21 protein-coding genes are annotated in these 22080 nt (G+C 71.7%); 6 read left to right on the top strand and 15 right to left on the bottom strand.

The features are described 5' to 3' along the window. Positions 1-19 precede the first annotated feature (19 nt). Positions 20-727 carry a DUF4097 family beta strand repeat-containing protein gene (locus B1H19_RS14140; protein WP_083105092.1) on the bottom strand — a complete coding sequence of 236 codons (708 nt, stop codon included), beginning with the start codon at positions 725-727 and terminating at the stop codon, positions 20-22. Positions 728-1039: 312 nt separating this feature from the next. Continuing rightward, positions 1040-1960 carry an SGNH/GDSL hydrolase family protein gene (locus B1H19_RS14135; protein ID WP_083105091.1) on the bottom strand — a complete coding sequence of 307 codons (921 nt, stop codon included), beginning with the start codon at positions 1958-1960 and terminating at the stop codon, positions 1040-1042. A 323-nt stretch (positions 1961-2283) separates the two neighbouring features. Between B1H19_RS14135 and B1H19_RS14130 the strand changes: the two genes are divergently transcribed. After that, entirely contained in the window at positions 2284-2778 is a 495-nt protein-coding gene (locus B1H19_RS14130) for a DUF3145 domain-containing protein (protein ID WP_030068422.1), read from the top strand. Positions 2779-2858: 80 nt separating this feature from the next. Further along, a complete protein-coding gene (locus B1H19_RS14125; RefSeq protein WP_083105090.1) occupies positions 2859-3734 on the top strand; it encodes an NAD(P)-dependent oxidoreductase in 876 nt (291 codons plus the stop codon). Positions 3735-3824: 90 nt separating this feature from the next. On the opposite strand, the gene fabF is transcribed toward B1H19_RS14125, so the two are convergent. The 5 genes from fabF to B1H19_RS14100 all read right to left on the bottom strand — a co-directional run bounded on the left by fabF (position 3825) and on the right by B1H19_RS14100 (position 8908). Beyond that, positions 3825-5090 (bottom strand): beta-ketoacyl-ACP synthase II, encoded by a 1266-nt coding sequence (gene fabF / locus B1H19_RS14120; RefSeq protein ID WP_083105089.1) that lies wholly within the window; start codon positions 5088-5090, stop codon positions 3825-3827. 117 nt (positions 5091-5207) lie between these two features. After that, a complete protein-coding gene (locus tag B1H19_RS14115; RefSeq protein WP_083105088.1) occupies positions 5208-5456 on the bottom strand; it encodes an acyl carrier protein in 249 nt (82 codons plus the stop codon). 160 nt (positions 5457-5616) lie between these two features. After that, positions 5617-6663, bottom strand: coding sequence for a ketoacyl-ACP synthase III (locus B1H19_RS14110; RefSeq protein ID WP_083105087.1), 1047 nt, complete (start codon positions 6661-6663; stop codon positions 5617-5619). Between the two features lie 14 nt (positions 6664-6677). Beyond that, a complete protein-coding gene (locus tag B1H19_RS14105) occupies positions 6678-7634 on the bottom strand; it encodes an ACP S-malonyltransferase (protein ID WP_203237153.1) in 957 nt (318 codons plus the stop codon). Positions 7635-7723: 89 nt separating this feature from the next. Beyond that, positions 7724-8908: a PucR family transcriptional regulator gene (locus tag B1H19_RS14100; RefSeq protein WP_083105085.1), complete on the bottom strand. Its 1185-nt coding sequence runs from the start codon at positions 8906-8908 to the stop codon at positions 7724-7726. A 58-nt stretch (positions 8909-8966) separates the two neighbouring features. Between B1H19_RS14100 and B1H19_RS14095 the strand changes: the two genes are divergently transcribed. Then, on the top strand, positions 8967-9644 hold the full coding sequence (locus B1H19_RS14095; protein ID WP_107425982.1) for a pirin family protein: 678 nt from the start codon (positions 8967-8969) through the stop codon (positions 9642-9644). An 18-nt stretch (positions 9645-9662) separates the two neighbouring features. Here the strand turns inward: B1H19_RS14095 and B1H19_RS14090 are convergent, their stop codons facing one another. Next, the gene (locus tag B1H19_RS14090) at positions 9663-10475 is read right to left on the bottom strand and encodes a serine hydrolase domain-containing protein (RefSeq protein WP_083105084.1); all 813 of its coding nucleotides are present in this window, start codon (positions 10473-10475) and stop codon (positions 9663-9665) included. Positions 10476-10629: 154 nt separating this feature from the next. Between B1H19_RS14090 and B1H19_RS14085 the strand changes: the two genes are divergently transcribed. Continuing rightward, positions 10630-11127, top strand: a complete 498-nt coding sequence (locus B1H19_RS14085; RefSeq protein ID WP_083105083.1) for a MerR family transcriptional regulator — start codon at positions 10630-10632, stop codon at positions 11125-11127. A gap of 3 nt (positions 11128-11130) precedes the next feature. Here B1H19_RS14085 and B1H19_RS14080 read toward each other — a convergent pair whose 3' ends face one another. The 7 genes from B1H19_RS14080 to B1H19_RS14050 all read right to left on the bottom strand — a co-directional run bounded on the left by B1H19_RS14080 (position 11131) and on the right by B1H19_RS14050 (position 19354). After that, on the bottom strand, positions 11131-12432 hold the full coding sequence (locus tag B1H19_RS14080) for an acyltransferase (RefSeq protein ID WP_237289291.1): 1302 nt from the start codon (positions 12430-12432) through the stop codon (positions 11131-11133). A gap of 65 nt (positions 12433-12497) precedes the next feature. Then, positions 12498-13664, bottom strand: coding sequence for an alpha/beta hydrolase (locus B1H19_RS14075; protein ID WP_083109625.1), 1167 nt, complete (start codon positions 13662-13664; stop codon positions 12498-12500). 318 nt (positions 13665-13982) lie between these two features. Next, positions 13983-14663 carry a response regulator gene (locus B1H19_RS14070; protein ID WP_083105082.1) on the bottom strand — a complete coding sequence of 227 codons (681 nt, stop codon included), beginning with the start codon at positions 14661-14663 and terminating at the stop codon, positions 13983-13985. Further along, positions 14660-16150: a sensor histidine kinase gene (locus tag B1H19_RS14065; protein WP_083105081.1), complete on the bottom strand. Its 1491-nt coding sequence runs from the start codon at positions 16148-16150 to the stop codon at positions 14660-14662. Before B1H19_RS14065 ends, B1H19_RS14070 begins: the two co-directional genes overlap by 4 nt. Positions 16151-16290: 140 nt before the next feature. Then, entirely contained in the window at positions 16291-17169 is an 879-nt protein-coding gene (locus tag B1H19_RS14060; protein ID WP_083105080.1) for a DUF4429 domain-containing protein, read from the bottom strand. Between the two features lie 109 nt (positions 17170-17278). After that, positions 17279-18484: an alpha/beta hydrolase gene (locus B1H19_RS14055; RefSeq protein WP_083105079.1), complete on the bottom strand. Its 1206-nt coding sequence runs from the start codon at positions 18482-18484 to the stop codon at positions 17279-17281. Between the two features lie 213 nt (positions 18485-18697). Beyond that, a complete protein-coding gene (locus B1H19_RS14050) occupies positions 18698-19354 on the bottom strand; it encodes a TetR/AcrR family transcriptional regulator (protein ID WP_083105078.1) in 657 nt (218 codons plus the stop codon). Positions 19355-19469: 115 nt separating this feature from the next. On the opposite strand from B1H19_RS14050, the gene B1H19_RS14045 reads away from it, so the two are divergent. Continuing rightward, positions 19470-21071, top strand: a complete 1602-nt coding sequence (locus B1H19_RS14045) for an MFS transporter (protein ID WP_083105077.1) — start codon at positions 19470-19472, stop codon at positions 21069-21071. A 531-nt stretch (positions 21072-21602) separates the two neighbouring features. Next, on the top strand, positions 21603-22028 hold the full coding sequence (locus tag B1H19_RS14040; protein ID WP_083105076.1) for a peptidase inhibitor family I36 protein: 426 nt from the start codon (positions 21603-21605) through the stop codon (positions 22026-22028). The last annotated feature ends 52 nt before the right edge of the window (positions 22029-22080 follow it).

Genomic DNA, 22080 nt, shown 5'->3' with positions numbered 1-22080 from the left:
CACCCGCCTGGCCCCGGCCTCAGGAGGCCGCCGGCTCCACCGTCACATCCCCGCCGCTCGTCCGCGCCGTGATCTTGTGGGCCGAGCCGCCGTCCGTGGGTACCGAGACCTTGCGGGTGCCGCCGCTGGTCGAGGCATCCACCGAGTACGAGGTCTTCGGCAGGCGGATGGTGACGTCACCCCCGCTGGTCTGGCCGGACAGCTTGTCGGGCGCCGAGGCCATGGTGATGTCGACGTTCCCGCCGCTGGTCTTCACCTCCGCCGTGCGCGCGGTGGAGTCCGCGACCGTGACGTCGCCGCCGCTGGTCTCGGCCGCTATCGCACCGGAGGTGCCGCGCACCGTGATGTCCCCGCCGCTGGTGTGCAGATCGACCGATGCCTTGCGCGGCAGCAGCACCCGATAGGCCACCGAACACTGCTGCCCGGAGCCCGAGCAGTCCGCGGCTTCGAGGGTGAGCCGGCCGTTCTTGACCGTGTGCCCGGGGTGCGGCTTGGTGTCGTTGTACTCGTACTTCTCCGTCACCTTGACCTTTCCGCCGGCCGCTATCGGCACGATCTCGATGTTCCCGCCGTGCGTCGTCGCCGTCAGGGCCGTGATCTTGTCGTCCACGGTGTACGTACGCTGCGCCCGTTGCGTCGGGCCGAACGCCGAGCAGGCGGTCAGCGATCCGCCCACCGCCAGTGCGGCGCCGAACAGAACGAGGGGGAAAACGCGGGGGCGGGCCATGACGAAATATCTCCCGAGGCAGTGATGAGTCGGTCGGTCGGACAGCCGGTCGGACAGCCCGTCAGAGAGTCGGTCGAACGGTCGGTCAGTACGGAAGCCGGTAAGGCGGTTGCTGGATCCTTCGTGCTTCATGATCCGGCCTCCCTCACCCCTTCCGCGTCACCATTCGGGATGAATCCGAGCCCCCGTACCCCTAAGGGATCTCCCGGTCCGCACATCGGGGTTCGAGGGCCTGAAGCCGCTGGTCGGCTCCGGGGTGACCCCCTCCGACCAGCCGTTTTCCCCGAGGCCCCTCCGCTGCCCGGCAGACCGTCAGCTGCGCGAGGTGCCGCGGGTGATGGTCCGGAACGCCAGCTCCGCCAGCTCGCGCTGGCCGTGCAGGCCCGGGTGGAACCAGTCCCATGTGCTCAGCTGGCGGTCCGTGAAGCGGTAGTCGAAGACCGACCCGTCGAACCGGCACAGCGCGTCCTCGCGGCACACCCGCGCCAACGCCCGGTTGTAGGCCATCACCCGGCCGCGTACCGTCTCGCGCCGCTGCTCCGCCGGCCAGGTCAGATCGTCCGGATCGCGGAGCATCGACCCGCAGATCCCCAGCTTCCACACCTGCTTGCCCAGCGTGTTCTTGCGCCCCTCCGACCACAGCCGCCGCAGATCCGGCACCGCGGCGACATACACCTGGGTATGCGGCAGGGCGCGCCGCAGCTGCTTCATCGCGCGGGCGAAGTCGGCGCGGAACACCTTGGTCGGCGTCATCGCCCGGACGTCGCTGCGGCAGGCGTCGTTGGCGCCGATCAGGATCGTGACCAGCTCGGGCCGGCGGCGGGCGGCGGCCGCGATCTGGTCGGGCAGTTCGCTCATCAGGGCGCCGGTGCGGGCGTAGTTCCAGCTGTGGGCGGCCGGGTTCCGTACGAGCCGCCGGGCCAGGCTGTCGACCTTGGGGTTGGTGCCGGTGGCCCAGGAGACCTCGGGGCAGTCGGAGAGCACCGTGCAGGCGTCGAAGCCGACGGTGATGGAATCGCCGAGCGCCGCGAGAGAGCCGGGGTGGGTGCGCCAGACCGGTCCCGCCTTGGCGGCGGGGCGGTGGCTGGACGGACCGGGATGGGGGTCGGCGGAGCCGCCGGAGCCGCATCCGGCGAGGGCGAGCGTCAGGGCGCCGACGACGGCCGCGGCACGCGAGGCGAGGCCGGTGCGCAACCGGTGCCGAGGGCGAAACGGCCGGTCGATCCGCGTCATCCCCTGTCCCCTCCGGCGTGCGAGTGATATCTCTTCGGGTACCGACGGTACGTCACCCCCCCGACCGGCACCGCGCGGTAGCTTTGCCCCGTGCCTGCCGGGCGGTGACGCAAAGTGGCACATGCAGTCGGCACAGATAAATTACATCACGTCATTTCCTGTCCCATTTGCGGCAAATTACGGCTAATGGTGTTTACTGTAGGTCACCTCGCATGCTGGTGCCGAAGTGATCATTGGGGCAGAATGTCGACTGTCCCGGCCGCAACCGCAACGGGCACGAGGCCGCTGGGGAAGGCGAACCTCGAACCGCACTGGAGGTCCCGGTGACGACACGTGGAGTTCTGTACGTCCACTCCGCTCCGCGCGCTCTGTGCCCACATGTCGAATGGGCCGTGGCGGGCGTCCTCGGTGTGCGCGTCAACCTCGACTGGATCCGGCAGCCGGCGGCCCCGGGCACCTGGAGAGCCGAGTTCTCCTGGCAGGGCGAAGCCGGTACGGCCTCCAAGCTGGCCTCCGCGCTGCGCGGCTGGCATCTGCTGCGCTTCGAGGTGACCGCCGAGCCGTGCGCCACCGCCGAGGGCGAGCGCTACAGCTCCACCCCGGACCTGGGCATCTTCCATGCCGTCACCGGCATCCACGGCGACATCCTCATCCCCGAGGACCGCCTGCGCGCCGCGGTCGCCCGCTCCGCGCGGGGCGAGACGGAACTGGCCGCCGAGGTCGCCAAGCTGCTGGGCAAGCCCTGGGACGACGAACTGGAGCCGTTCCGGTACGCGGGCGAGGGCGCCCCGGTCCGCTGGCTCCACCAGGTCGTCTGAAGACGGGACCGACGGGCCCGGCCCGCGCCGCCATGTGCGGTCTTGACCTGGAGCGCACTCCAGCACCTAGCGTTCACCCCATGCCTGACATCCTCTCAGTCGCGGTCCTCGGCACCGGCATCATGGGCGCCGCCATGGCCCGCAACCTCGCCCGCGCCGGACTCGACGTCCGCGCCTGGAACCGCACCCGAGCCAGGGCCGAACCGCTTTCCGCCGACGGGGTCCGCGTCACCGACACGCCCGCGCAGGCGGTGGACGGCGCCGATGTGGTCCTCACGATGCTGCTCGACGGCCCGGCCGTCCTCGACGCGCTGCGGCAGGCCGCCCCGGCACTGCCCGCCGGCGCCGTGTGGCTCCAGATGAGCACGGTGGGCGACGAGGCGCTCGCCGAGCTCGCCCGCTTCGCCGACGAACACGGACTGCGGTTCGTCGACGCCCCCGTACTGGGCACCAAAGCGCCCGCGGAAAAGGGCGAGTTGACGATCCTGGCGGCCGGCGCCCCGGACGTACGGGAGCGCGCCGAGGACGTCTTCAAGATCGTCGGCAGCCGTACCCAGTGGGTGGGGGAGGACGGGGCGAGCGGGGCCGCGAGCCGTCTCAAGCTGGTCGTCAACAGCTGGGTGATGACCGTCATCACCGGCACGGGGGAGACGCTGGGGCTGGCCAAGGGGCTGGGCGTGGACCCGCGCGAGTTCCTCGCCGCGGTCGCCGGCGGAGCGCTGGACCTGCCGTATCTGCGGATGAAGTCCGAGCTGATCCTGGCCGGCGACTATCCGGCGAGCTTCACCGTCTCCGCCGCCCGCAAGGACATCCGGCTGATCACCGAGGCCGCCCGCCGGTCCGGAGTCCGGGCGGATCTGGCGGAGGCGGCCGCCGAGCGCTTCCGCCGGGCCGAGGAGCAGGGCCACGGCCACGAGGACGGCGCCGCGGCCCACTTCGCCAGCTTCGAGGACTGAGCGTGCGCCGGTCGTTGGCCGGCGCGAACAACGAAGGGCCCGCCCGGTAGGTGTACCGGGCGGGCCCTTGTGCGTCGGCCGAAGCGAATCTCAGACCGTGCGGAAGGCGAGCACGACGTTGTGGCCGCCGAAGCCGAACGAGTCGTTCAGCGCCGCGATGCGGCCCTCGGCCGGCAGCGGGCGGGCCTCGCCGCGGACGATGTCCGCATCGGCCTCCGGGTCGAGGGTCTCGATGTTGATCGTCGGCGGGGCGACACGGTTCTTCAGCGCGAGGACCGTGGCCACCGTCTCGACACCGCCGGCGCCGCCCAGGAGGTGACCGGTCATCGACTTCGTGCTGGTGACCGCCATGTGGTCGAGGTCGTCACCGAAGGCCTTGCGCAGCGCCCTGAGCTCGCCGACGTCACCCGTCGGCGTCGAGGTCGCGTGCGCGTTGACGTGCACGATCTCGGCGGGCCGGAGGTCGGTGTTGTCGAGCAGGTTCTGGAGCGCCGCCGCGATGCCGTTGCCGGACGGCTCGGGCTGCGTGATGTGGTGGGCGTCGGAGGAGATGCCCTGGCCGACGGCCTCCACGTAGATCGTGGCGCCGCGGGCCCTGGCGTGCTCCTCGGACTCCAGGACGATCACGCCCGCGCCCTCGCCGAGCACGAAGCCGTTGCGGTTGACGTCCCAGGGGCGGGAGGCGCCCTGCGGGTCGTCGTTGTTCTTGGACATCGCCATCATGTTGCCGAACGCGACGATCGGCAGCGGGTGGATGGCCGCCTCCGTGCCGCCCGCGACGACGACGTCGGCGCGGCCCGAGCGGATCATCTCGATGGCGTAGCCGATGGCCTCGGCGCCCGATGCGCACGCCGAGACCGGCGTGTGGACACCGGCGCGGGCATTGAACTCGATGCCGACGTTGGCCGACGGCGAGTTCGGCATCAGCATCGGCACGGTGTGCGGGGAGACGCGGCGGACGCCCTTCTCCTTGAGCACGTCGTACTGGTCGAGCAGGGTCGTCACCCCGCCGATGCCGGAGGCGATGACGGCGCCCAGACGGTCGGGGTTGATCGCCGTGTCCTCGCCCGCCTTGGCGGTGAAGCCCGCGTCCTTCCATGCCTCCTGGGCCGCCACCAGCGCGAACTGCGCCGAGCGGTCCAGCTTGCGGGCCTGCGGGCGCGGCAGGATCTCGGTGGGCTCCACGGCGATCTGCCCGGCGATGCGGACGGGCAGGTCGGCAGCCCACTCCTGTTCGAGGGTGCTGACACCGGAGCGTCCGGCGAGCAGGGCCTCCCAGGTCGAAGCGCTGTCGCCACCCAGCGGTGTGGTTGCGCCGATACCGGTGACGACCACGGTGCGATTGGTCGCGTTCACGGGAATTCTTACTCCACGGGTAGAGGGGTCTGAATCGACGGCGCCACCGCCAGGTGGCGACATGCGCCGGAGCCGGGTCGGCTGCCGAACGAGCCGGTCAGCTCCGGACGAGCTGGATCAGCTCTGGTGCTCGAGGATGTACTTGGTCGCGTCGCCGACCGTCTTGAGGTTCTTGACGTCGTCGTCCGGGATCTTCACGTCGAAGCGCTCTTCGGCGGCGACGACGACCTCGACCATGGACAGCGAGTCGACATCCAGGTCATCGGTGAAGGACTTGTCCAGCTGGACGTCCTCAACGGGAATCCCGGCGATCTCGTTCACGATGTCGGCGAGACCCTTGACGATCTCTTCCTGGGTGGCGGCCATGGTGGCGCTCCTTCGGTCTTTAGGGGAAACCGCAAGTTTCCTGCGGTTCACTGCGGTTGCTGCGTTGTACTGCGATATTTACGGTCAAGCGGTGAAGCCCTGCACAACGGTCCGTACGCGACCGGAAAGGACGTTCTCGTACTGCGCTGTGCACTCTTGCCTAGGGGAGGGTAACGACCGTCGCGGCGTAGACGAGACCCGCCCCGAAGCCGATGACCAGCGCGGTGTCCCCGCTCTTGGCCTGCCCGGTCGCCAACAGCCGCTCCATGGCGAGCGGAATCGAGGCGGCCGAGGTGTTGCCGGTGGTCTCCACATCGCGGGCGACCGTCACGCTCTCCGGCAGTTTCAGGGTCTTCACCATCGAATCGATGATCCGCATATTGGCCTGGTGCGGAATGAAGACGTCCAGGTCGTCCGGGCTGACTCCGGCCGCATCCAGCGCCTGCTGGGCGACCTTCGCCATCTCGAACACCGCCCACCGGAAGACCGCCTGGCCCTCCTGGGTGATGGCGGGGTACCGGATCGCCTCGGGAGCGGGACGCCCCTGGGGCCCCTCGCCACCGGGGACCGGAGTGGGCCGGTACACGTCCCAGGCGAGGGTCTGCTTGATGGTCTCGGACTTGTCGCCCTCCGAACCCCATACGGTCGGGCCGATCGCGGGCTCCTTGCCGGGGCCGACGACGACCGCACCCGCGCCGTCACCGAAGAGGAAGGCCGTCGCGCGGTCCTCCAGATCGGTCAGGTCCGAGAGCCGCTCGACGCCGATGACCAGGACGTACTCCGCGGAGCCGTCGGTCACCATGCCCTTGGCCAGGGTCAGTCCGTAGCCGAAGCCCGCACAGCCCGCCGAGATGTCGAAGGCGGCCGGCTTGCCCGCGCCGATGCGGTGCGCGATCTCGGTCGCGATCGCCGGGGTCTGCTTGAAGTGCGAGACGGTCGAGACGATGACGGCACCGACCTGCTCCGGCGCCAGGCCCGCGTCGGCGATCGCCTTGCCGGCGGCCTCCACCGACATCATCGCGACGGTCTCGTCCGGGCCCGCCCAGTGGCGGGTGGCGATGCCCGAGCGCGAACGGATCCATTCGTCCGACGAGTCGATGTGCTTGAGGATCTCCTCGTTGGGCACGACACGGGTCGGGCGGTAGCCGCCGACACCCATGATCCGCGCGTACGGGGCGCCCTTGGCAGGCTTGATCTTCGAGGTCATGCTCTTCGGTCTCCTTATTCGGCCGAGACGTCGGCTGCGGGAGAAACATGTTCAGCGATCAGCGCACGGGCCGCGTCGAGGTCCTCCGGGGTCTTGAGCGCGAGGGTCGCCACACCGGGCAGCGCGCGCTTGGCCAGACCCACCAGGGTGCCGCCCGGAGCCGCCTCGATGATCGCGGTCACCCCGAGCTCCTTGAAGGTCTCCATGCAGCGGTCCCAGCGCACCGGGTTGGCCACCTGGCCCACCAGTCGCTGCACCAACTCCTGGCCGGAGGCGACGACCTGGCCGTCGCGGTTGGAGACGAACGGCGTGTGCGGATCGGCGGCCGGCAGCTCGGTGACCGCGGCCTCCAGGGCCGACACGGCGGGCGACATGTGGTGAGTATGGAACGCACCGGCGACCTTCAGCGGCACGACCCGGCGGGTGCCCTCCGGCTTGTTCTCGGCCAGCGCGGCCAGTTGTTCGGCGGTGCCCGCGGCGACGATCTGACCGGCGCCGTTCACGTTCGCCGGGGTCAGGCCCAGCTGCTCCAGATGCGGCAGGACGACGGACTCCTCGCCGCCCAGAAGGGCCGCCATGCCCGTCTCGGTGACGGCGGCGGCCTCGGCCATCGCCAGCCCGCGGCGACGCACCAGGTCCATCGCCGCCGCGTCGGTCAGCGTTCCCGCCAGCGCGGCCGCGGCCAGCTCGCCCACGCTGTGCCCGGCGACGGCGCCGGCCAGGCGGGAGACGTCCTCGCCGGTCGCGCACAGCTGCCGGGCGGAGACCAGAGCGGAGGCCACCAGCAGCGGCTGCGCCACCGCGGTGTCGCGGATCTCGTCCGCATCCGCCTTTGTGCCGTAGTGGATCAGATCCAGATCGATGGCGGAGGACCACTCACGGAGCCGGTCCTCGACACCGGGAAGGTCGAGCCAGGGGGTCAGGAAGCCGGGCGTCTGAGCGCCTTGGCCGGGAGCGACGAGTACGAGCACCCTCACACTCTCTCTTGCGGGAGGTCCCGCCCGCCCGTGGGGACAGGGACGAAGAACCATCGGGGGAATTGTTGGTGTCGGACAAAAGTCTAGGGTTGTGCCTCACCGTCAGCCAGACGCCCCAGAATCAACGCGATACGGAGGGTGAACGCCGAGCGCACATCGGAAGGTGACCATCCGGTGACGTCTGTCACACGTCGCAGCCGATAGCGCACGGTGTTGGGGTGGACGAACAACATCCGCGCCGCACCCTCCAGACTGCTCGCCTGCTCCAGATACACGCTCAGCGTCTCCAGAAGAGCCGAGCCCGCTTCCTCCAACGGTCTGTAGATCTCCTCCACCAGCTGCTCCCGCGCCACCGGGTCGGAGGCCATCGCGCGCTCGGGCAGCAGATCGTCGGCGAGCACCGGCCGCGGGGCGTCCGGCCAGGCCGCGCACGCCCGCAGCCCGGCGGCCGCCGCCTGCGCGGAACGGGTCGCCGCCAGCAGATCGGAGACCACCGGACCGGCCACCACGGGGCCCGCCGCATACGGCCCGATCAGCGCCTTCGCCGCCTTGAGCGGGTTGTCGGAACCGCCCGCGATCACCACCAGACGCGTCCCCAGCACCCCCGTCAGCACCTGGAGCTTGGCGTGCCGCGCCGCCCGCCGGATCGCCTCCACCGTCAGTTCGCTGTCCCCGTCGGGCGCCGTCCCGAGCACCACACACACATGCTCGGGGGAGTTCCAACCCAGGGCGGCGGCCCGCGACACGGCCCCCTCGTCCGCCTCACCGGACAGCACCGCATTGACCACCAGCGACTCCAGCCGGGCGTCCCACGCACCGCGCGCCTCGGCGGCCTGCGCATAGACCTGGGCGGTGGCGAAGGCGATCTCCCGCGCGTAGACCAGCAGCGCCTCGCGCAGCACGGACTCGTCGCCCGGGGCCGCGACCTCGTCGATCGCGGCCTCCATGACCTCGATCGTGGTGCGGACCATCTCCACGGTCTGCCGCAGCGTGATCGCCCGGGTCAGCTCGCGCGGCGCCGTACCGAAGACGTCGGTGCTGATCGCCTGCGGGGTCTCCGGGTGCCGGAACCACTCGGTGAACGCGGCGATACCGGCCTGCGCCACCAGGCCGATCCAGGAACGGTTCTCCGGAGGCATCGCGCGGTACCACGGCAGCGTGGCATCCATGCGGGCGATGGCCGCGGCCGCCAGTTTGCCGGACGACTGCTCCAGGCGGCGGAGGGTGGCGGAGTGCGGGTGCGCGTCGCGCGATGCGGGTTCAGACACGGGGACAAGCCTGCCCTATCGGGATGGGGAGCGGACGCGGCGGGGCTACGGTGGCGCCATGATCAAGGTGCACAGAGGCGATGAACGCTATCGGGGCGGCGACCCGGATGCCGGTATCAGGACGTTCCACGCGTTCTCCTTCGGGCCGCATTTCGACCCGGACAACCTCCGCTTCGGCGCGCTGATCGCCTGCAACGAGGAGCGGCTCGCACCCGGCGCAGGTTTCGACGAGCATCCGCACCGCGACACGGAGATCGTGACCTGGGTGATCGAGGGCGAGCTGACCCACCGCGATTCGGCCGGCCACGAGACCACCGTACGGCCCGGCGACCTCCAGCGGCTCGGCTCCGCCGGTGGCGTGCGGCACATCGAGCGCAACGACTCCGCGGTACCGCTGCGCTTCGTCCAGATGTGGCTGGCCCCCGACTCCTTCGGCGGCGAACCGTCCTACGAGGTGGTCCGCGCCATCGCCGACGGCACCCCGTACGCCCTCCCACAGGCCGGCGCCACCCTGCACGTGCGCCGCCTCGCCCCCGGGGAACGCGCCGTTGTCCCGGATGCCGCGCGGGCCTACGTCCATGTCGTACGGGGCACCGTACGGCTCGGCGAGGAGAGCCTCGGGCCCGGCGACGCGGCCCGGATCACCGACGGCCGGGGGCTGGAACTGCTGGCCCCGGACGCGGCGGAATGCCTGATGTGGGTGATGGGGGCGGAGCCGGAGCGGGTTTACGGGTAGGCGGGTGCGCGGCCCGGTTCAGCCGAGTTCGGCCAGCACCGCGTCGGTCAGCAGCGGCCAGACCTCGACGGCCCACGGGCCGAAGGCCCGGTCGGTCAGCGCGATACAGGCCGTGCCCGCCTCCGGGTCCACCCACAGGAACGTCCCGGACTGCCCGAAGTGCCCGAACGTGCGGGGCGAGGACGCGGACCCCGTCCAGTGCGGCGACTTCCCGTCCCGGATCTCGAAGCCCAGCCCCCAGTCGTTGGGCTTCTGGTGCCCGTAGCCCGGCAGCACACCGCTGAGCCCGGGGAAGGCCACCGAGGTCGCCTCGGCCAGCGTCTGCGGCGCCAGCAGCCGCGGCGCCTGGAGCTCGGCCGCGAAACGGATCAGGTCGCCGACCGTGGAGACGCCGTCCTTGGCGGGCGAACCGGCCACCTCGGTCGCGTGCATGGCCAGCGGTTCGAGCACCGCCTCGCGGACATAGTCGGCGAAGGGGATGTCGGTCGCCTTGGCGATGTGGTCGCCCAGCGCCTCGAAGCCGGTGTTGGAGTACAGCCGCCGCGTGCCCGGTTCCGCCATCGTCCGCTGCTCGTCGAAGGCCAGCCCCGAGGTGTGCGCCAGCAGATGACGGACCGTCGATCCCTCGGGCCCGGCCGGCTCGTCCAGCTCGACCGCGCCCTCCTCGACGGCCAGCAGCGCGGCGTACGCGGCGATCGGCTTGGTCACGGACGCCAGCGGGAAGCGTTGCTCCAACGGCCCATGGGCGCCGGCCACCGTGCCGTCGGCCCGTACGACAGCGGCCGCAGCGGTGGGCACCGGCCAGTTCTCGATCATCCGCAGGCTCTGCATGGCCCGAGCCTACGGGGTGCCCCCGCCACCTCAAATTCCGGTCAAGAATGATCGGGATCCGCGCTTGCCGGGAGTGCGCTCGAAGCCTTGAGCGTTGGGGCTGTTGAGAGCGGCGGAGTCGCCGACGGGCACACGGGCACATGGGGGTGGATGCATGACGATCACGACGGTGACGCCGGTCACGCAGGACGAACGGGGCTCGCAGGACGAACCGCAGCTCCTGTCCCAGCCGAGCGGCTGCGCCCCCACGCCGCCGCATCCCCGCCCGACCGGCCGCGACCGGTACACGATCGGCGAGGTGGCCGAGCACACCGGCCTCAGCGCCCACACCCTGCGCTGGTACGAACGCATCGGGCTGATGCCGCACGTGGACCGCACCCACACCGGCCAGCGCCGCTTCACCAACCGCGATCTGGACTGGCTGCACCTGGTGAGCAAGCTCCGGCTGACCGGAATGCCGGTCGCGGACATGGTCCGCTACGCCGAGCTCGTCCGTGAGGGCGACGCCACCTTCGCCGAACGTGAGCAGCTGCTGACCGCCCACCGGGAGGACGTCCTGGAGCGGATAACCGAGTTGCAGAGCACGCTGCTGGTTCTCGACTACAAGATCAATATCTATGCCGACGCCCGGCAGGGGGCCGAGCGGTCCTGAGCCCTACGCGAGGCCCAGCGCGAAGACCGCGAACCCCGCGGCCAGCAGCGCGGCCGCGGTCCGGCGGACGGCGGACGCGCCGGTCCAGGGGGCCTCGAAGCGGCGGGTGAGGCGCGCGAGGAGGACGAGGGTGACGGCGAAGAGCGCTGTCCAGGCCAGCCGCGCCAGGAGCCAGCCCGGCGTATCGGGGACGGCGGTGAGGCCCGGGACGGCACCCGGGAAGCACGCCGCCGGTACGGCCGAGGCGAGCATCGCCGTCTGGTGCCAGCACAGGATCGTCATCGCGCAGAGGTTGATGACGACGACGGGCGCCCAGAGGGCGGGCCGCCGCAACAGCCGCGCCAGCCGGTCGCGCAGCAGGACGGCGGCCCCCGACTGCGCCGCCGCCAGGGCCAGGACCAGCAGCGACGGCGGATGGGAGTTCGTACGGTCCTGGCCGGGTACGCCGACCATGCTCGCCGGATAGCCGAACGCCAGCAGGAGCAGTGCGAACAGGGCGGCACCGCCCGCCAGGAGCACCCACGCCGCACGCCGCTCCAGTCTCTTCTCGCCCCAGCAGACCCCGAGTTGGTAGGCGAACAGCCAGCCGGGCAGCAGATTCAGCAGGCCCAGCCAACCGGGCACGGCCGCGGCGTACGGTCCGTAGCGCAGCAGGTCGACGACGGCCACGGACACCAGCAGCGGTGCCGCGGACCACGCGCCCAGCCGCCGCGCGGCACGGACGCAGCACGGCGTCAGCGCCGTCACCGCCGCGTACACACCGACGAACCACAAGGGCTGGATGACCAGCGTCGCCGCCGTCCGCAGCGTGGCGATCGGCACGCCCAGCCCGTGGAGCGAGGGCAGCAGCGCGGCCCATACCGCCGTCACCCCGATCACCGGCCGTCCCAGCCGGGCCAGCCGCCCGCCCAGCCACCGGGCCGTCGACACGCCCCGCCCGGTGGCGCGCCGGTACGACAGCACCGAGGCATGGCCCCCGACGAGGAAGAAGATGCCGAGCAGTTGCAGCACCCACGTGGCGGGCGCCAGCCCGCGGAGGGCGGTCAGCAGGCTGGCGTTGTGCAGCGCGCCGTTTGTGTCCCGGGTGAAGCCGCAGATCAGCCAGTGCCCGGTGGGTACGGAGAGCAGCGCGAGCGCGCGCAGGCCGTCGATGGCCCGGTCGCGGTGGGCGGGGGTCCGGTCCTCTATGGAGCGGATCGTGGTGTGGAGCGCGGTGCGGGCGGTGCGGGATGCGCGACGGACACGGCCTGTTCGGCCGCTGGGGCCGTGATAGCCGGTCGGTAAGAGAGGAGCGACGGTGGCCATATGACGTCCTTGGTCCTCGTAGGAGACAGGGGAGGGGTGGGGCTCCGGGGGCGCCGACGCCGGGTTCAGCGCACCTCGCCGTAGCGGCCCAGCGCGATCGCGGCGAAGTTGCGGAGGGAGTCCGTACCGGGGGCGAGATAGCCGGTGTGGCCCTCGGCCCGTTCGGCGGGGACCCGGCGGGCGCCGAAGGCGGGGTCGGTGGGGTCCTCGCCATGGCCCAGGCCCAGGAGTTCCACGTTCGGGATGTCGCCGATCCAGTCGGATGCGTCCCGCGCCGCCCACACCCGTGCCGACGTGTGCAGCTCCGCCACGCTCTCCCGCCGTATCCCGGGCGACGCGAAGACGACCAGATCGGCGATCTCGCCGCGGCGGGTCGTCGGTGCGGCCAGCCCGCAGACCACCGAGCCGTAGCTGTGGCAGAAGACGGCGGGGGACGGTGCGCCGGTGGCCGCGAGTCCGGACAGAAGACGGGCCAGTCGCGGCGCCCCGGCCTCGGCCAGCCGCCCGGTGGCGGCGTCCGGCCCGAGACCGACCGGCGTGGTGTAACCGGCCCAGGCGATCACCGCGCTACGGGTCCCGGGCGCGGTGGCCGCCATCTGCCGGCGCAGCGCCGTGGCCATACCGGTCGGCGTGCCGTACGGGTCCTGGGCGCGGTCGAACGAGCCCAGATCGATGTCCGAACCGGGCACGACCACGGCGATGCGCTCGGCGGTGGTGATCTCCCCGTGGACCTCGGCCACTTGGCCCCGGCCGCGCGGGTCGAAGGCGAGGATATGGCGGCCGGGCGCGAGCAGCTCGGCGCAGCGGTCGGCGGCCTTGCGGGCCTGCCGGTGGTCCTCGGGGGTGCCGGCCGGATCGGCCGCCAGGGCCAGCTGCCGGGTCCGTTCCGCCTTCAGGGCAACGGAGTTGGCCTCATACCGCAGGGCTACGGGCGCGCCGTCGAGGTTTCCCACGGTGAGCGGGTGCCGGGCCGCGAGCGTATGCCGCTGGGCGTCGGTCAGCGAGGCGAAGAAGCGGGCGACGGAGGCGGGCGCCGCGGTCGCCGGATCCGGCAGCGGCCGTCCCAGGGAGTGATCGGCCCGCCAGGCGGCGGCACCCGGCGCGGGACCGGTCACGGCGGTCTGCGCCGAACCGGCCGCCCAGCCGCCGGTCCCGGCGACGACCGCCACCGCCAGCCCGGCGGCGATCAGCGTGCGCCTGCTGCGGAGCGCGGCGGTGCGCAGTACGGACATGGCGGTGCGCGGCACGGGCGTGGCGGTGCGCGGCACGGGCATGGCGGTGTCTCCCTCTTCCGGTGGTGCGGCGGAGGGAAACGTACGGAGCGGACGTATGACGCGGCGTCACACCAGGGAGCCAACTCCCGGGTGATACCGGGGTATGAGGCACCGGGCCCGGTCGTCCTCGGGACGTAAGGGCAGGCCACACCCCCTTACTGGGGTTGTCCCCCGTTCACCGGGCAGCCCTCCACTGGGGCGAGCCACACCTCCCGGCGGGTCCGGCCACGCCTCTCCGGCCCGGCCACACCTCCCGGCGGGCCCCGGACCCGGCCGTCACCGGTCGCCGGGCGCGACCAGCCCCGACTCATACGCGAAGATCACGGCCTGGGCGCGGTCCCGCAGGTCCAACTTGGCCAGGACGCGGCCGATATGGGTTTTCACGGTCTGTTCGGCCAGGACCAGCGCTTCGGCGATCTCCTGGTTGGACAGGCCGCGGGCGATCAGCTCCAGGACCTCCGTCTCGCGCGGGGTGAGGCCGTTGAGCTGGAGCCCGGCGCGGCTCTTGCGGGGCGCCGGCCGCCGACGGGCGAAGTCGGCGATCAGCCGGCGGGTCACCGAGGGTGCGAGCAGCGCCTCACCGGCCGCCACGACGCGGACGGCGGAGATCAGATCGGCCGGCGGCGCGTCCTTCAGCAGAAATCCGGACGCGCCCGCGCGCAGCGCGTCATAGACGTAGTCGTCGACATCGAAGGTGGTCAGCATCAGCACCTTCGGGCGGTGGGTGACGCCAGGGGGCGGATCGAGCAGCCGGCGGGCCGCCTCCAGCCCGTCCATCTCCGGCATCCGCACATCCATCAGCACCACGTCCGGGTGCACCCGGCGGCTCAGCTCCACTCCCTGCACTCCGTCCGGCGCATCACCCACCACATCGATATCGCTCTGCGCGGCGAGCAGCGCGGCGAATCCCGCGCGCACCATGGCCTGGTCGTCGACGATGATCACCCGAGTGGTCATGCGGAGTCCGAATCCTTCGGTGAGAGGGGCGGGTCGGGGCGCACGGACGGCGACCCGGGAGACGCGGAATCGGCAGACCCGGAATCCGGAGACGCGGAATCGGGTGGCGCGGAGCCGGGCGCGCCCGCCGTCGCCGGGACCACGGCCCCCGTCAGCGGAAGCCGGGCCGCGACCCGGAAGCCGCCGTCGGGCAACGGCCCGGTGTCCAACGAGCCGTCCACCAGCCGCACCCGCTCCCGCATCCCGATCAGACCGTGCCCGGTGCCACCGGGCTCCAGCGGTGCGGACGGGGCGGGCGGGGCGGAGTTGACGACAAGTACGGTCAGCCGTGAGCCGTCCGCCGTGGCCGTCACCGACACCCGGGTCCGTGCGCCGGGGGCATGCCGCACCACATTGGCCAGCGCCTCCTGCACGATGCGGTACGCCGACAGGTCCACCGCCGGCTCCGGTACCACCGGCTCCTCGGGCAGCGTCAACTCGACCGGCACACCGGCCCGTACGGTCCCCTCGACCAGCTTCGGCAGCTGCTCGATCCCGGGCTGAGGAGCCTTTTCCGGGTCGTGGTGCCGCTCGGTCTCCTCGCTGCGCAGCACTCCCAGCAGCCGGCGCATCTCCGCCAGCGACTCCCGGGCGGTCGCGGCGATCGCCCCGAACTCCTCCTGGGCCGCCTCGGGCATCCCCTCGATGCGGTAGGGGGCGCTGGCGGCCTGGACGGTGATCACGGACATGTGGTGGGCGACGACATCGTGCAGCTCGCGGGCGATACGGGTGCGCTCCTCCAGCAGCGTCCGGTGGGCGCGCTCGGCCTCGCTGATGGTCTCCTGTTCCCTCAACTTCCGCTGGGCACGGCCCCGTTCCCGTAGCGCGGCACCCAGGGTCAGCATCACGCCGGAGAGGACGAAGAGCAGGACCCAGGTGCTGATGCTGCGCTCCGGGGCGAGCGGCCCGAAGAGTATTCCGGCCGCTCCGGTGGCCAGCCAGACGGCGACCAGGGTGCGATTGCGCTCCCGCAGCGCCAGCGCGAGCATCAGCACGAGATACCCGACGATCACCGTGGGCGGCCAGGGCCAGGGACGCCCCACCGCGCCGTCGGCGCCGGTCAGGGCGATGGCGCCCAGGACGTCCGCCGCGAAGATCACCCACCAGGCCTGGAGCGGCCGCGTCACCGCGAGCAGCAGCGGCACGCTCTGCGCGGTGGCCAGGGCGCCCGCCAGGCCGTCGTTCATCCCGTAGTCGTGGCTGAGGACGCTGATGCCCGTCGGCAGCAGGGTCACGGTGAAGGCGAAGGCGATGAGATAGGGAAGCCGGCGCAGCCAGCGGTTCTGGACGGTGCCGAACAGGGGGGTGCCGGGGTCGGTCGGGGTGCCGAGCTCGACGGCGAGGACGTGCAGCGCCTGCCGCGCGGCGCGCAGCGCCCGGCCGCGGGCCGATTCGTGCCCGGCGCCGCGGGCCGGCTCGCGTTCTGGGGTGAGTGATCGCTTGAACATCGCAAAATCAATGTAAGCGGGCCGTTCCCGGCCGGGCGTCATACCACGGTTCGGGCTTTCGAGCCGTACCACGGTATGACTCCCCGCCGACCCCACGGGGGCCTACCGACCCCACCGGCCCCGCACTGGCGCACAGCCCTCTAAAGCTCCGCCAGCAGCTCGGCCTTCTTCGCGCTGAACTCGTCGTCCGTCAGCAGCCCCGCGTCATGCAGCTCGCCGAGATGCCGTATCCGGTCCGCGATATCGGCCGGGTCCCGGCGGGCGTCCCCGGCCCGGCCCACCCGCTCGCGCTCGCGGGTGTCCGCCGCGGGCTCCGCGGCCCGTACCGCCTGGAGCACCGAGGCCGCGAACGGCAACGACTCATGGACCAGCCCGTATCCCAGCCCGAAGACCACCGCGGCCGGATCCTGATCGGCCGCGCCGGGCCCGGATTCGGGCGCCCCGCGCTCCAGCAGCCGCAGATGGCCGTTGAAGATCTCCGGCGAACGCCATTCGATCCCGGCCAGTTCACCGACGGAGAAGCTCTGGTCGCCGCTCTTCCACTTCGCCGACGACGCACCCGTCCAGAACCAGCGGAAAGCGACCGAGCTCCCGTCGAAGGACGCCTTGCCGTCGTACGCCTTGAAGTGCAGCGGAGGCTCCGGCGCGGCCACGAGATGGCGGTCGGCGGGCTCCTTCGCCTCGGGCCCGAGCGCGGTGCGCAGCTCTTCGGCGTAGTACTCGGCGAGCGTCTCGCGCTCGGCCGGCAGCACCAGCCGGTAGGGGTCGGCCTCCTCCTTGAGTTGTCCGTCGGCCGCCTCCATCAGGGGATCGGCGCCCTGCCGGGGCACGGCACGCAGCACCACCGTGCCGCGTCTGCCCTCGGTCAGCTCGATCGCCCTCAGCGCCTCGTACGGAATGCGTCGCTCGCCGAGCGCCTGGAACAGCCTCGGCCTGCGGATCCCCCGTTCGAAGCGGATGAGCACGGAGTCCGTGTCGAACTCCCAGACGGCGTGAAAACCGGCCAGCACATCACCCATGCGGCTCATCGTATGCGGGTGGTTGCCTGCGCGTCGCCCTTCCGACACGTTGCGCTACGCGCGTCACGGGCCCCGCGACCCCGGAATCGCGGCCTCCGGGGCCCTGAGATCAGGCGCTGCAGTGCGGGTCGGACGTCGCGCAGTCCACCGAGCCGAGCGCGCCGACCCCGACGAGCGCGAAGTTGCGCAGGCTGCGGGTGCCGGGTGCGAAGTAGCCCGCGTGCCCCTGGGCGCCCTGTGCGGACAGGATCCGGGACCCGAAGGCCGGATCGACCGGGTCGGCACCGTGGCCGAGCCCGCCGACCTCCAGGTACGGCACGTCCTGGATCCAGTCGTCGGCGTCCCGCATCGCCCAGACCCGGGCGTGCGTGTCCAGCCCGGCGAGGTTGTCGGCGCGCATGCCGGGGCTGCCGGCCACCGCGATGTCCTCGACGTTGGACGGCAGGTTGCGCGCGGCGACACCGCACACCACGGAGCCGTAGCTGTGGCAGAACAGCGAGACGGGTGTGGTCGACGGCAGCGCTTCGGTGAGCGCGCGCAGCCGGACCGCGCCGGCCTCGGCGAGCTGCCCGGTGGCCGCCTCGACGCCCAGTCCGGCGGGCGTGGTGTAGTCGGCCCAGGCGATCACGGCCGTACGGGCGCCCGGGCGCGCCGAGCGCTCGGCCTGGTACAGGGAGTGCGCCATGCCGACCGGCGCGGTGTTCGCCTTCGCGGTGCGCTCGAACGTCGACAGGTTGGTGTCCACGCCGGGCACCACGACGGAGACCCGGCGGGCCGTCGCGAGATTGCCGAAGACCTCGGCCGCCCGCCCGTCGCCGGCGGGGTCGAAGGCCAGGATCTGGCGGCCCGGGCTCATCATCGACTCGAGGCGGTGCATCAGCTGGCCCGCCGTCTGACGGCCGACGGGGGTGAGCCGGCTGTCGCCCATGCGGCGTTTCTCGATGACGCGGGCCTGGTCGATCGCCATCCGGTTGGCGCGGTAGCGCAGCTCGACCGGGGCGCCGCCCATGTTGCCGACGACCAGCGGGAACCGGGACGCCAGCTGCTTCTGCTCGGTGCGGTCCAGGGAGGCGAAGAAGGCCCGCACGGTGGCCGGGGCGGCCTTCGGGTCGGGCAGCGGGCGCCCGTGGAAGGTGGCGTGCTTCCAGGCCGATCTGGCGGTGGCCAGGGGGTTGGCGTCCTCGTTGGTGTCTCTGATGGCCGTCCAGCCGGTCAGCGCAAGCATCACGAACACCACCACCAGGGCAAGTGCCGCGCGCCAGGCGGTGGACTGCAAGAAACCGAAGGAGGGGCTCAGGCCCGGGAAGGAAGTCACCGCGAGCCACCCTAAAAGACCGGAGAGGGTCCCTTCTGCGGCCGTGAGCCATATCACGTTTCGCGCCGGGTATTTCCACCAAACCGGACAACGGGTCGGCGACCGCGGCGCTTGGCGCGCGGACCTGCACACATCCTGGCCTGGAGCGATCCCCCAAGGGGTGCCGTACGCCGTCACATGGTGAAAAAGGTCACCGCGTCCCGCGCCCGTCCCTCACCGGGCCCGCCAGGTGTCGGCGATGGCCGGGCCGATGTGATCCAGATAGGACTGGGTCAGCCGGCGGATCGACGCCACGCTGCACTCCTGCCCCTCGCCCCAGACCTTCCCGGCCACCCGCATCACCCCGCAGAACGCCGCGACGACCACCCGGGGCCGCGGATCGGCGTCCACGTCCAGTCCCTCGCGCCCGGCGATGAGTTGAGCTATCTGCTCCTCCAGATCGGAGGAGCGGCGCAGATGCGCGGCGACCAGCGCGGGCGTCGACTCGATCATCCGGTAGGCGCGCATGTGCAGCTCCACCGGGACCATCGACTCGATCGCGCTGCCGATCTCGTCCCAGGCGGTCATCACCGCGCTGCGCAGCGCGGTCAACGGGGCCTCGTCCGCGGGCCGTTCGCGCAGCTCCTGGAGGAACCGCGCCTCCACCATCTCCTGGACGGCGAAGGCGACGTCCTCCTTGTTGGCGAAGTACCGGAAGTAGGTGCGCTGGGAGACGTTCACCGCCTCCGCGATCTCATCGATCGTCGTCGCCTCGTACCCCTGCTCCGTGAACAGCTCCAGTGCCGCACGGATCAGGGCATCGCGGGTGCGCTGCTTCTTGCGCTCACGCAGACCGCCCGGGGGTGCCGCCTGCGGCGTCGGGTTCGCCATCCTGCGCCGCCTCTCCATGGTGTTCTCGCTGCTCAGAATACCTGTGAGCTAAATGACAGTTACCGACTGATGATTTGCTTTGTCAACTGTCAGCCACTGACATTAGCCTCACCGTATGAGTTCTCAGACCCCGGTTGCCGACGTCGCACCGGAACGTTCCGTACCGGAGCCCCCCAAGGGGCTGCGAGGCCATCCGTGGCTGACCCTCTTCTCCGTGGCCATCGGCGTCATGATGGTGGCCCTGGACGGCACCATCGTGGCCATCGCCAACCCGGCCATCAAGAAGGACCTGGACGCGTCGCTCGCCGACGTCCAGTGGATAACCAACGGCTACATGCTCGCCCTGGCCGTCGCGCTGATCACGGCGGGCAAGCTGGGCGACCGCTTCGGCCACCGCCAGACCTTCCTGATCGGCGTCCTCGGCTTCGCCGCCGCCTCCGGTGCCATCGGCTTCTCCCACGAGGTCGTCTTCGTCATCGCCTTCCGCGTGGTGCAGGGCCTCTTCGGGGCGCTGCTGATGCCCGCCGCGCTCGGACTGCTGCGCGCGACCTTCCCCGCCGAGAAGCTCAACATGGCCATCGGTATCTGGGGCATGGTCATCGGTGCCTCCACGGCCGGCGGCCCCATCGTCGGCGGCCTGCTGGTCGAGCACGTCAACTGGCAGTCGGTGTTCTTCATCAACGTCCCCGTGGGCATCCTGGCGCTGGTGCTGGGCCTGGTGATCCTCAAGGACCACCGCGCGCAGAACGCCCCCCGCTCCTTCGACCTCCCCGGCATCGCCCTGCTCTCCGGCGCGATGTTCTGCCTCATCTGGCCACTGATCAAGGCCACCGACTGGGGCTGGGGCGACATGAAGACCTGGGGCTTCCTGATCGGCTCCGTGGTCCTCTTCGCGCTCTTCGCCGTCGTGGAGACCCGCGTCCGCGAACCGCTGATCCCGCTGCGGATGTTCCGCTCGGTGCCGCTGAGCGCGGGTACGGCCCTGATGGTGCTGATGGCCTTCGCCTTCATGGGCGGCCTGTTCTTCGTGACGTTCTACCTCCAGAACGTGCACGGCATGACCCCCGTCGACAGCGGTCTGCACCTTCTGCCGCTCACCGGCATGATGATCGTCGGCTCGCCGCTCGCCGGCGCCCTGATCACCAAGTTCGGCCCGCGGATCCCGCTGGTGGGCGGCATGGTCCTCACCGCCGTCGCGATGTACGGCATGTCCGGCCTGGACACCGCCACCGGCACCGGCCCGATGTCCGTCTGGTTCGCGCTGCTCGGCCTGGGCCTGGCGCCCGTCATGGTCGGCGCCACCGAGGTCATCGTCGGCAACGCCCCGCTGGAGCTCTCCGGTGTCGCGGGCGGTCTCCAGCAGGCCGCGATGCAGGTCGGCGGCAGCCTCGGTACGGCCGTGCTCGGCGCGGTGATGGCCTCCCGGGTCGACGACGACCTGCCGGGCAACTGGCAGCAGGCCGGCCTGCCTCCGGTCCCGCCGGCGCAGGCGTCCCAGCTGTCGGATGCGGTGTCCACGGGCTATGCGCCGGTGCCCAAGGGCGCGCCGCCGATGATCGCGGAGAAGATCACCTCCGTCGCGCACGACACCTTCGTCTCCGGCATGGGGGTGGCCTTCACGGTCGCCTGCGGTGTGGCGGTCGTCGCGGCCGTCGTGGCGCTGTTCACCAAGCGCGGCGCGAATGCGGAGGCGGGCGCGGGCGTCGGCCACATCTGACACCCGCCCCGGCGGACGGACCACACCCGGCGCGCGGCGGCCCGAGGCACCCCCTCGGCCGCCGCGCGCCGTCGCGTCGGGCGGGCGCCGACGTCCGTACGGGTCCCGGACAGGGGCGTACGGCCGCCCGCAGGCGTCAACCGAGCGCCACGAGCCGCCGTATGACCTCCGGCGACGAAACCCAAGGGACGTCTGGCCTGCGCCTTCGCCGGCACATCGCTCATCGTGATGACGCGGTCCGGGGAACCTGCCTGCCCGCTGGATGGGGCGGATGGCGCATCGAGCCCGGCGATCCGTTGCGCGGCCGCGGGAGGAACGGTTCTGCCGCCCCGCCCGCCACTGGAACGGCGTCAACACCGCGTCCGCAAGGATGGGTTGCCCGCCCGGCGGTTATCCACATCCCTGATCCGGATGGACTCCCGGTCACGGCCTTGGCAACCGCGCCGCGCCCTCGCGAAGCTCGATGCACAACCGTCGCGGGCAGCCGGCCCGCGCAGGTGCCGCACGGCACACTTCACGGGGGAGATTCCTATGCGTCTGCGTCTGCGTACGCCCCACACCACCGCCCTGATGACCGGCCTCGCCGCGCTCACCGCGGCCCTCGTCGCCCCGCCCGCACTCGGCGCAACAGCCGCAGGCGCGGCCGCCGTCGGCCGCGGCGCCCACGCGCCCGCCTCGGGCGACTGCGCGGCCGGCCAGCTGTGCCTGTGGCCGACGGCGGACTTCGGCGGCAAGCGATGGACCCATGAACTGTCCGACACCGACATCGAGAGCTGCATCCCGCTGCCGAAGGGAAGCAGCGCCGCCTCGCTCGCCAACCGCACCGGCCGGCCGGTCACCACGTACCAGAGCGCACAGTGCGCCGAGACCGGTGAATACGACACCTACCCGGGCGGCGGCAGCTGGGTGCCCCGTTCCCCGTACCAGGTACGGGCGTTCAAGGTGTGGGAGCGGTGAGGCGGAATGCGCGACGCCCCCGGCAGCGGGGCGCTGTCGGGGGCGTCGCACT

It is taken from the genome of Streptomyces gilvosporeus, from assembly GCF_002082195.1.
In the GTDB taxonomy this organism is placed as follows: domain Bacteria; phylum Actinomycetota; class Actinomycetes; order Streptomycetales; family Streptomycetaceae; genus Streptomyces; species Streptomyces gilvosporeus.
Note: the sequence above shows the minus strand (reverse complement) of the source record. Positions and strands in the feature narration are given on the sequence as shown.

Bases quoted from the DNA above. Each gene is read 5' to 3' on its own strand.
- B1H19_RS14065 (WP_083105081.1), bottom strand. From the start codon at position 16,150: ATGTTCAAGCGATCACTCACCCCAGAACGCGAGCCGGCCCGCGGCGCC.
- B1H19_RS14090 (WP_083105084.1), bottom strand. From the start codon at position 10,475: ATGCAGAGCCTGCGGATGATCGAGAACTGGCCGGTGCCCACCGCTGCG.
- B1H19_RS14045 (WP_083105077.1), top strand. From the start codon at position 19,470: ATGAGTTCTCAGACCCCGGTTGCCGACGTCGCACCGGAACGTTCCGTA.
- B1H19_RS14075 (WP_083109625.1), bottom strand. From the start codon at position 13,664: ATGTCCGTACTGCGCACCGCCGCGCTCCGCAGCAGGCGCACGCTGATC.
- B1H19_RS14140 (WP_083105092.1), bottom strand. From the start codon at position 727: ATGGCCCGCCCCCGCGTTTTCCCCCTCGTTCTGTTCGGCGCCGCACTG.
- B1H19_RS14060 (WP_083105080.1), bottom strand. From the start codon at position 17,169: ATGGGTGATGTGCTGGCCGGTTTTCACGCCGTCTGGGAGTTCGACACG.
- B1H19_RS14095 (WP_107425982.1), top strand. From the start codon at position 8,967: ATGATCAAGGTGCACAGAGGCGATGAACGCTATCGGGGCGGCGACCCG.
- B1H19_RS14040 (WP_083105076.1), top strand. From the start codon at position 21,603: ATGCGTCTGCGTCTGCGTACGCCCCACACCACCGCCCTGATGACCGGC.
- B1H19_RS14115 (WP_083105088.1), bottom strand. From the start codon at position 5,456: ATGGCCGCCACCCAGGAAGAGATCGTCAAGGGTCTCGCCGACATCGTG.
- B1H19_RS14125 (WP_083105090.1), top strand. From the start codon at position 2,859: ATGCCTGACATCCTCTCAGTCGCGGTCCTCGGCACCGGCATCATGGGC.
- B1H19_RS14070 (WP_083105082.1), bottom strand. From the start codon at position 14,663: ATGACCACTCGGGTGATCATCGTCGACGACCAGGCCATGGTGCGCGCG.
- B1H19_RS14135 (WP_083105091.1), bottom strand. From the start codon at position 1,960: ATGACGCGGATCGACCGGCCGTTTCGCCCTCGGCACCGGTTGCGCACC.
- B1H19_RS14085 (WP_083105083.1), top strand. From the start codon at position 10,630: ATGACGATCACGACGGTGACGCCGGTCACGCAGGACGAACGGGGCTCG.
- B1H19_RS14110 (WP_083105087.1), bottom strand. From the start codon at position 6,663: ATGACCTCGAAGATCAAGCCTGCCAAGGGCGCCCCGTACGCGCGGATC.
- B1H19_RS14050 (WP_083105078.1), bottom strand. From the start codon at position 19,354: ATGGCGAACCCGACGCCGCAGGCGGCACCCCCGGGCGGTCTGCGTGAG.
- B1H19_RS14080 (WP_237289291.1), bottom strand. From the start codon at position 12,432: ATGGCCACCGTCGCTCCTCTCTTACCGACCGGCTATCACGGCCCCAGC.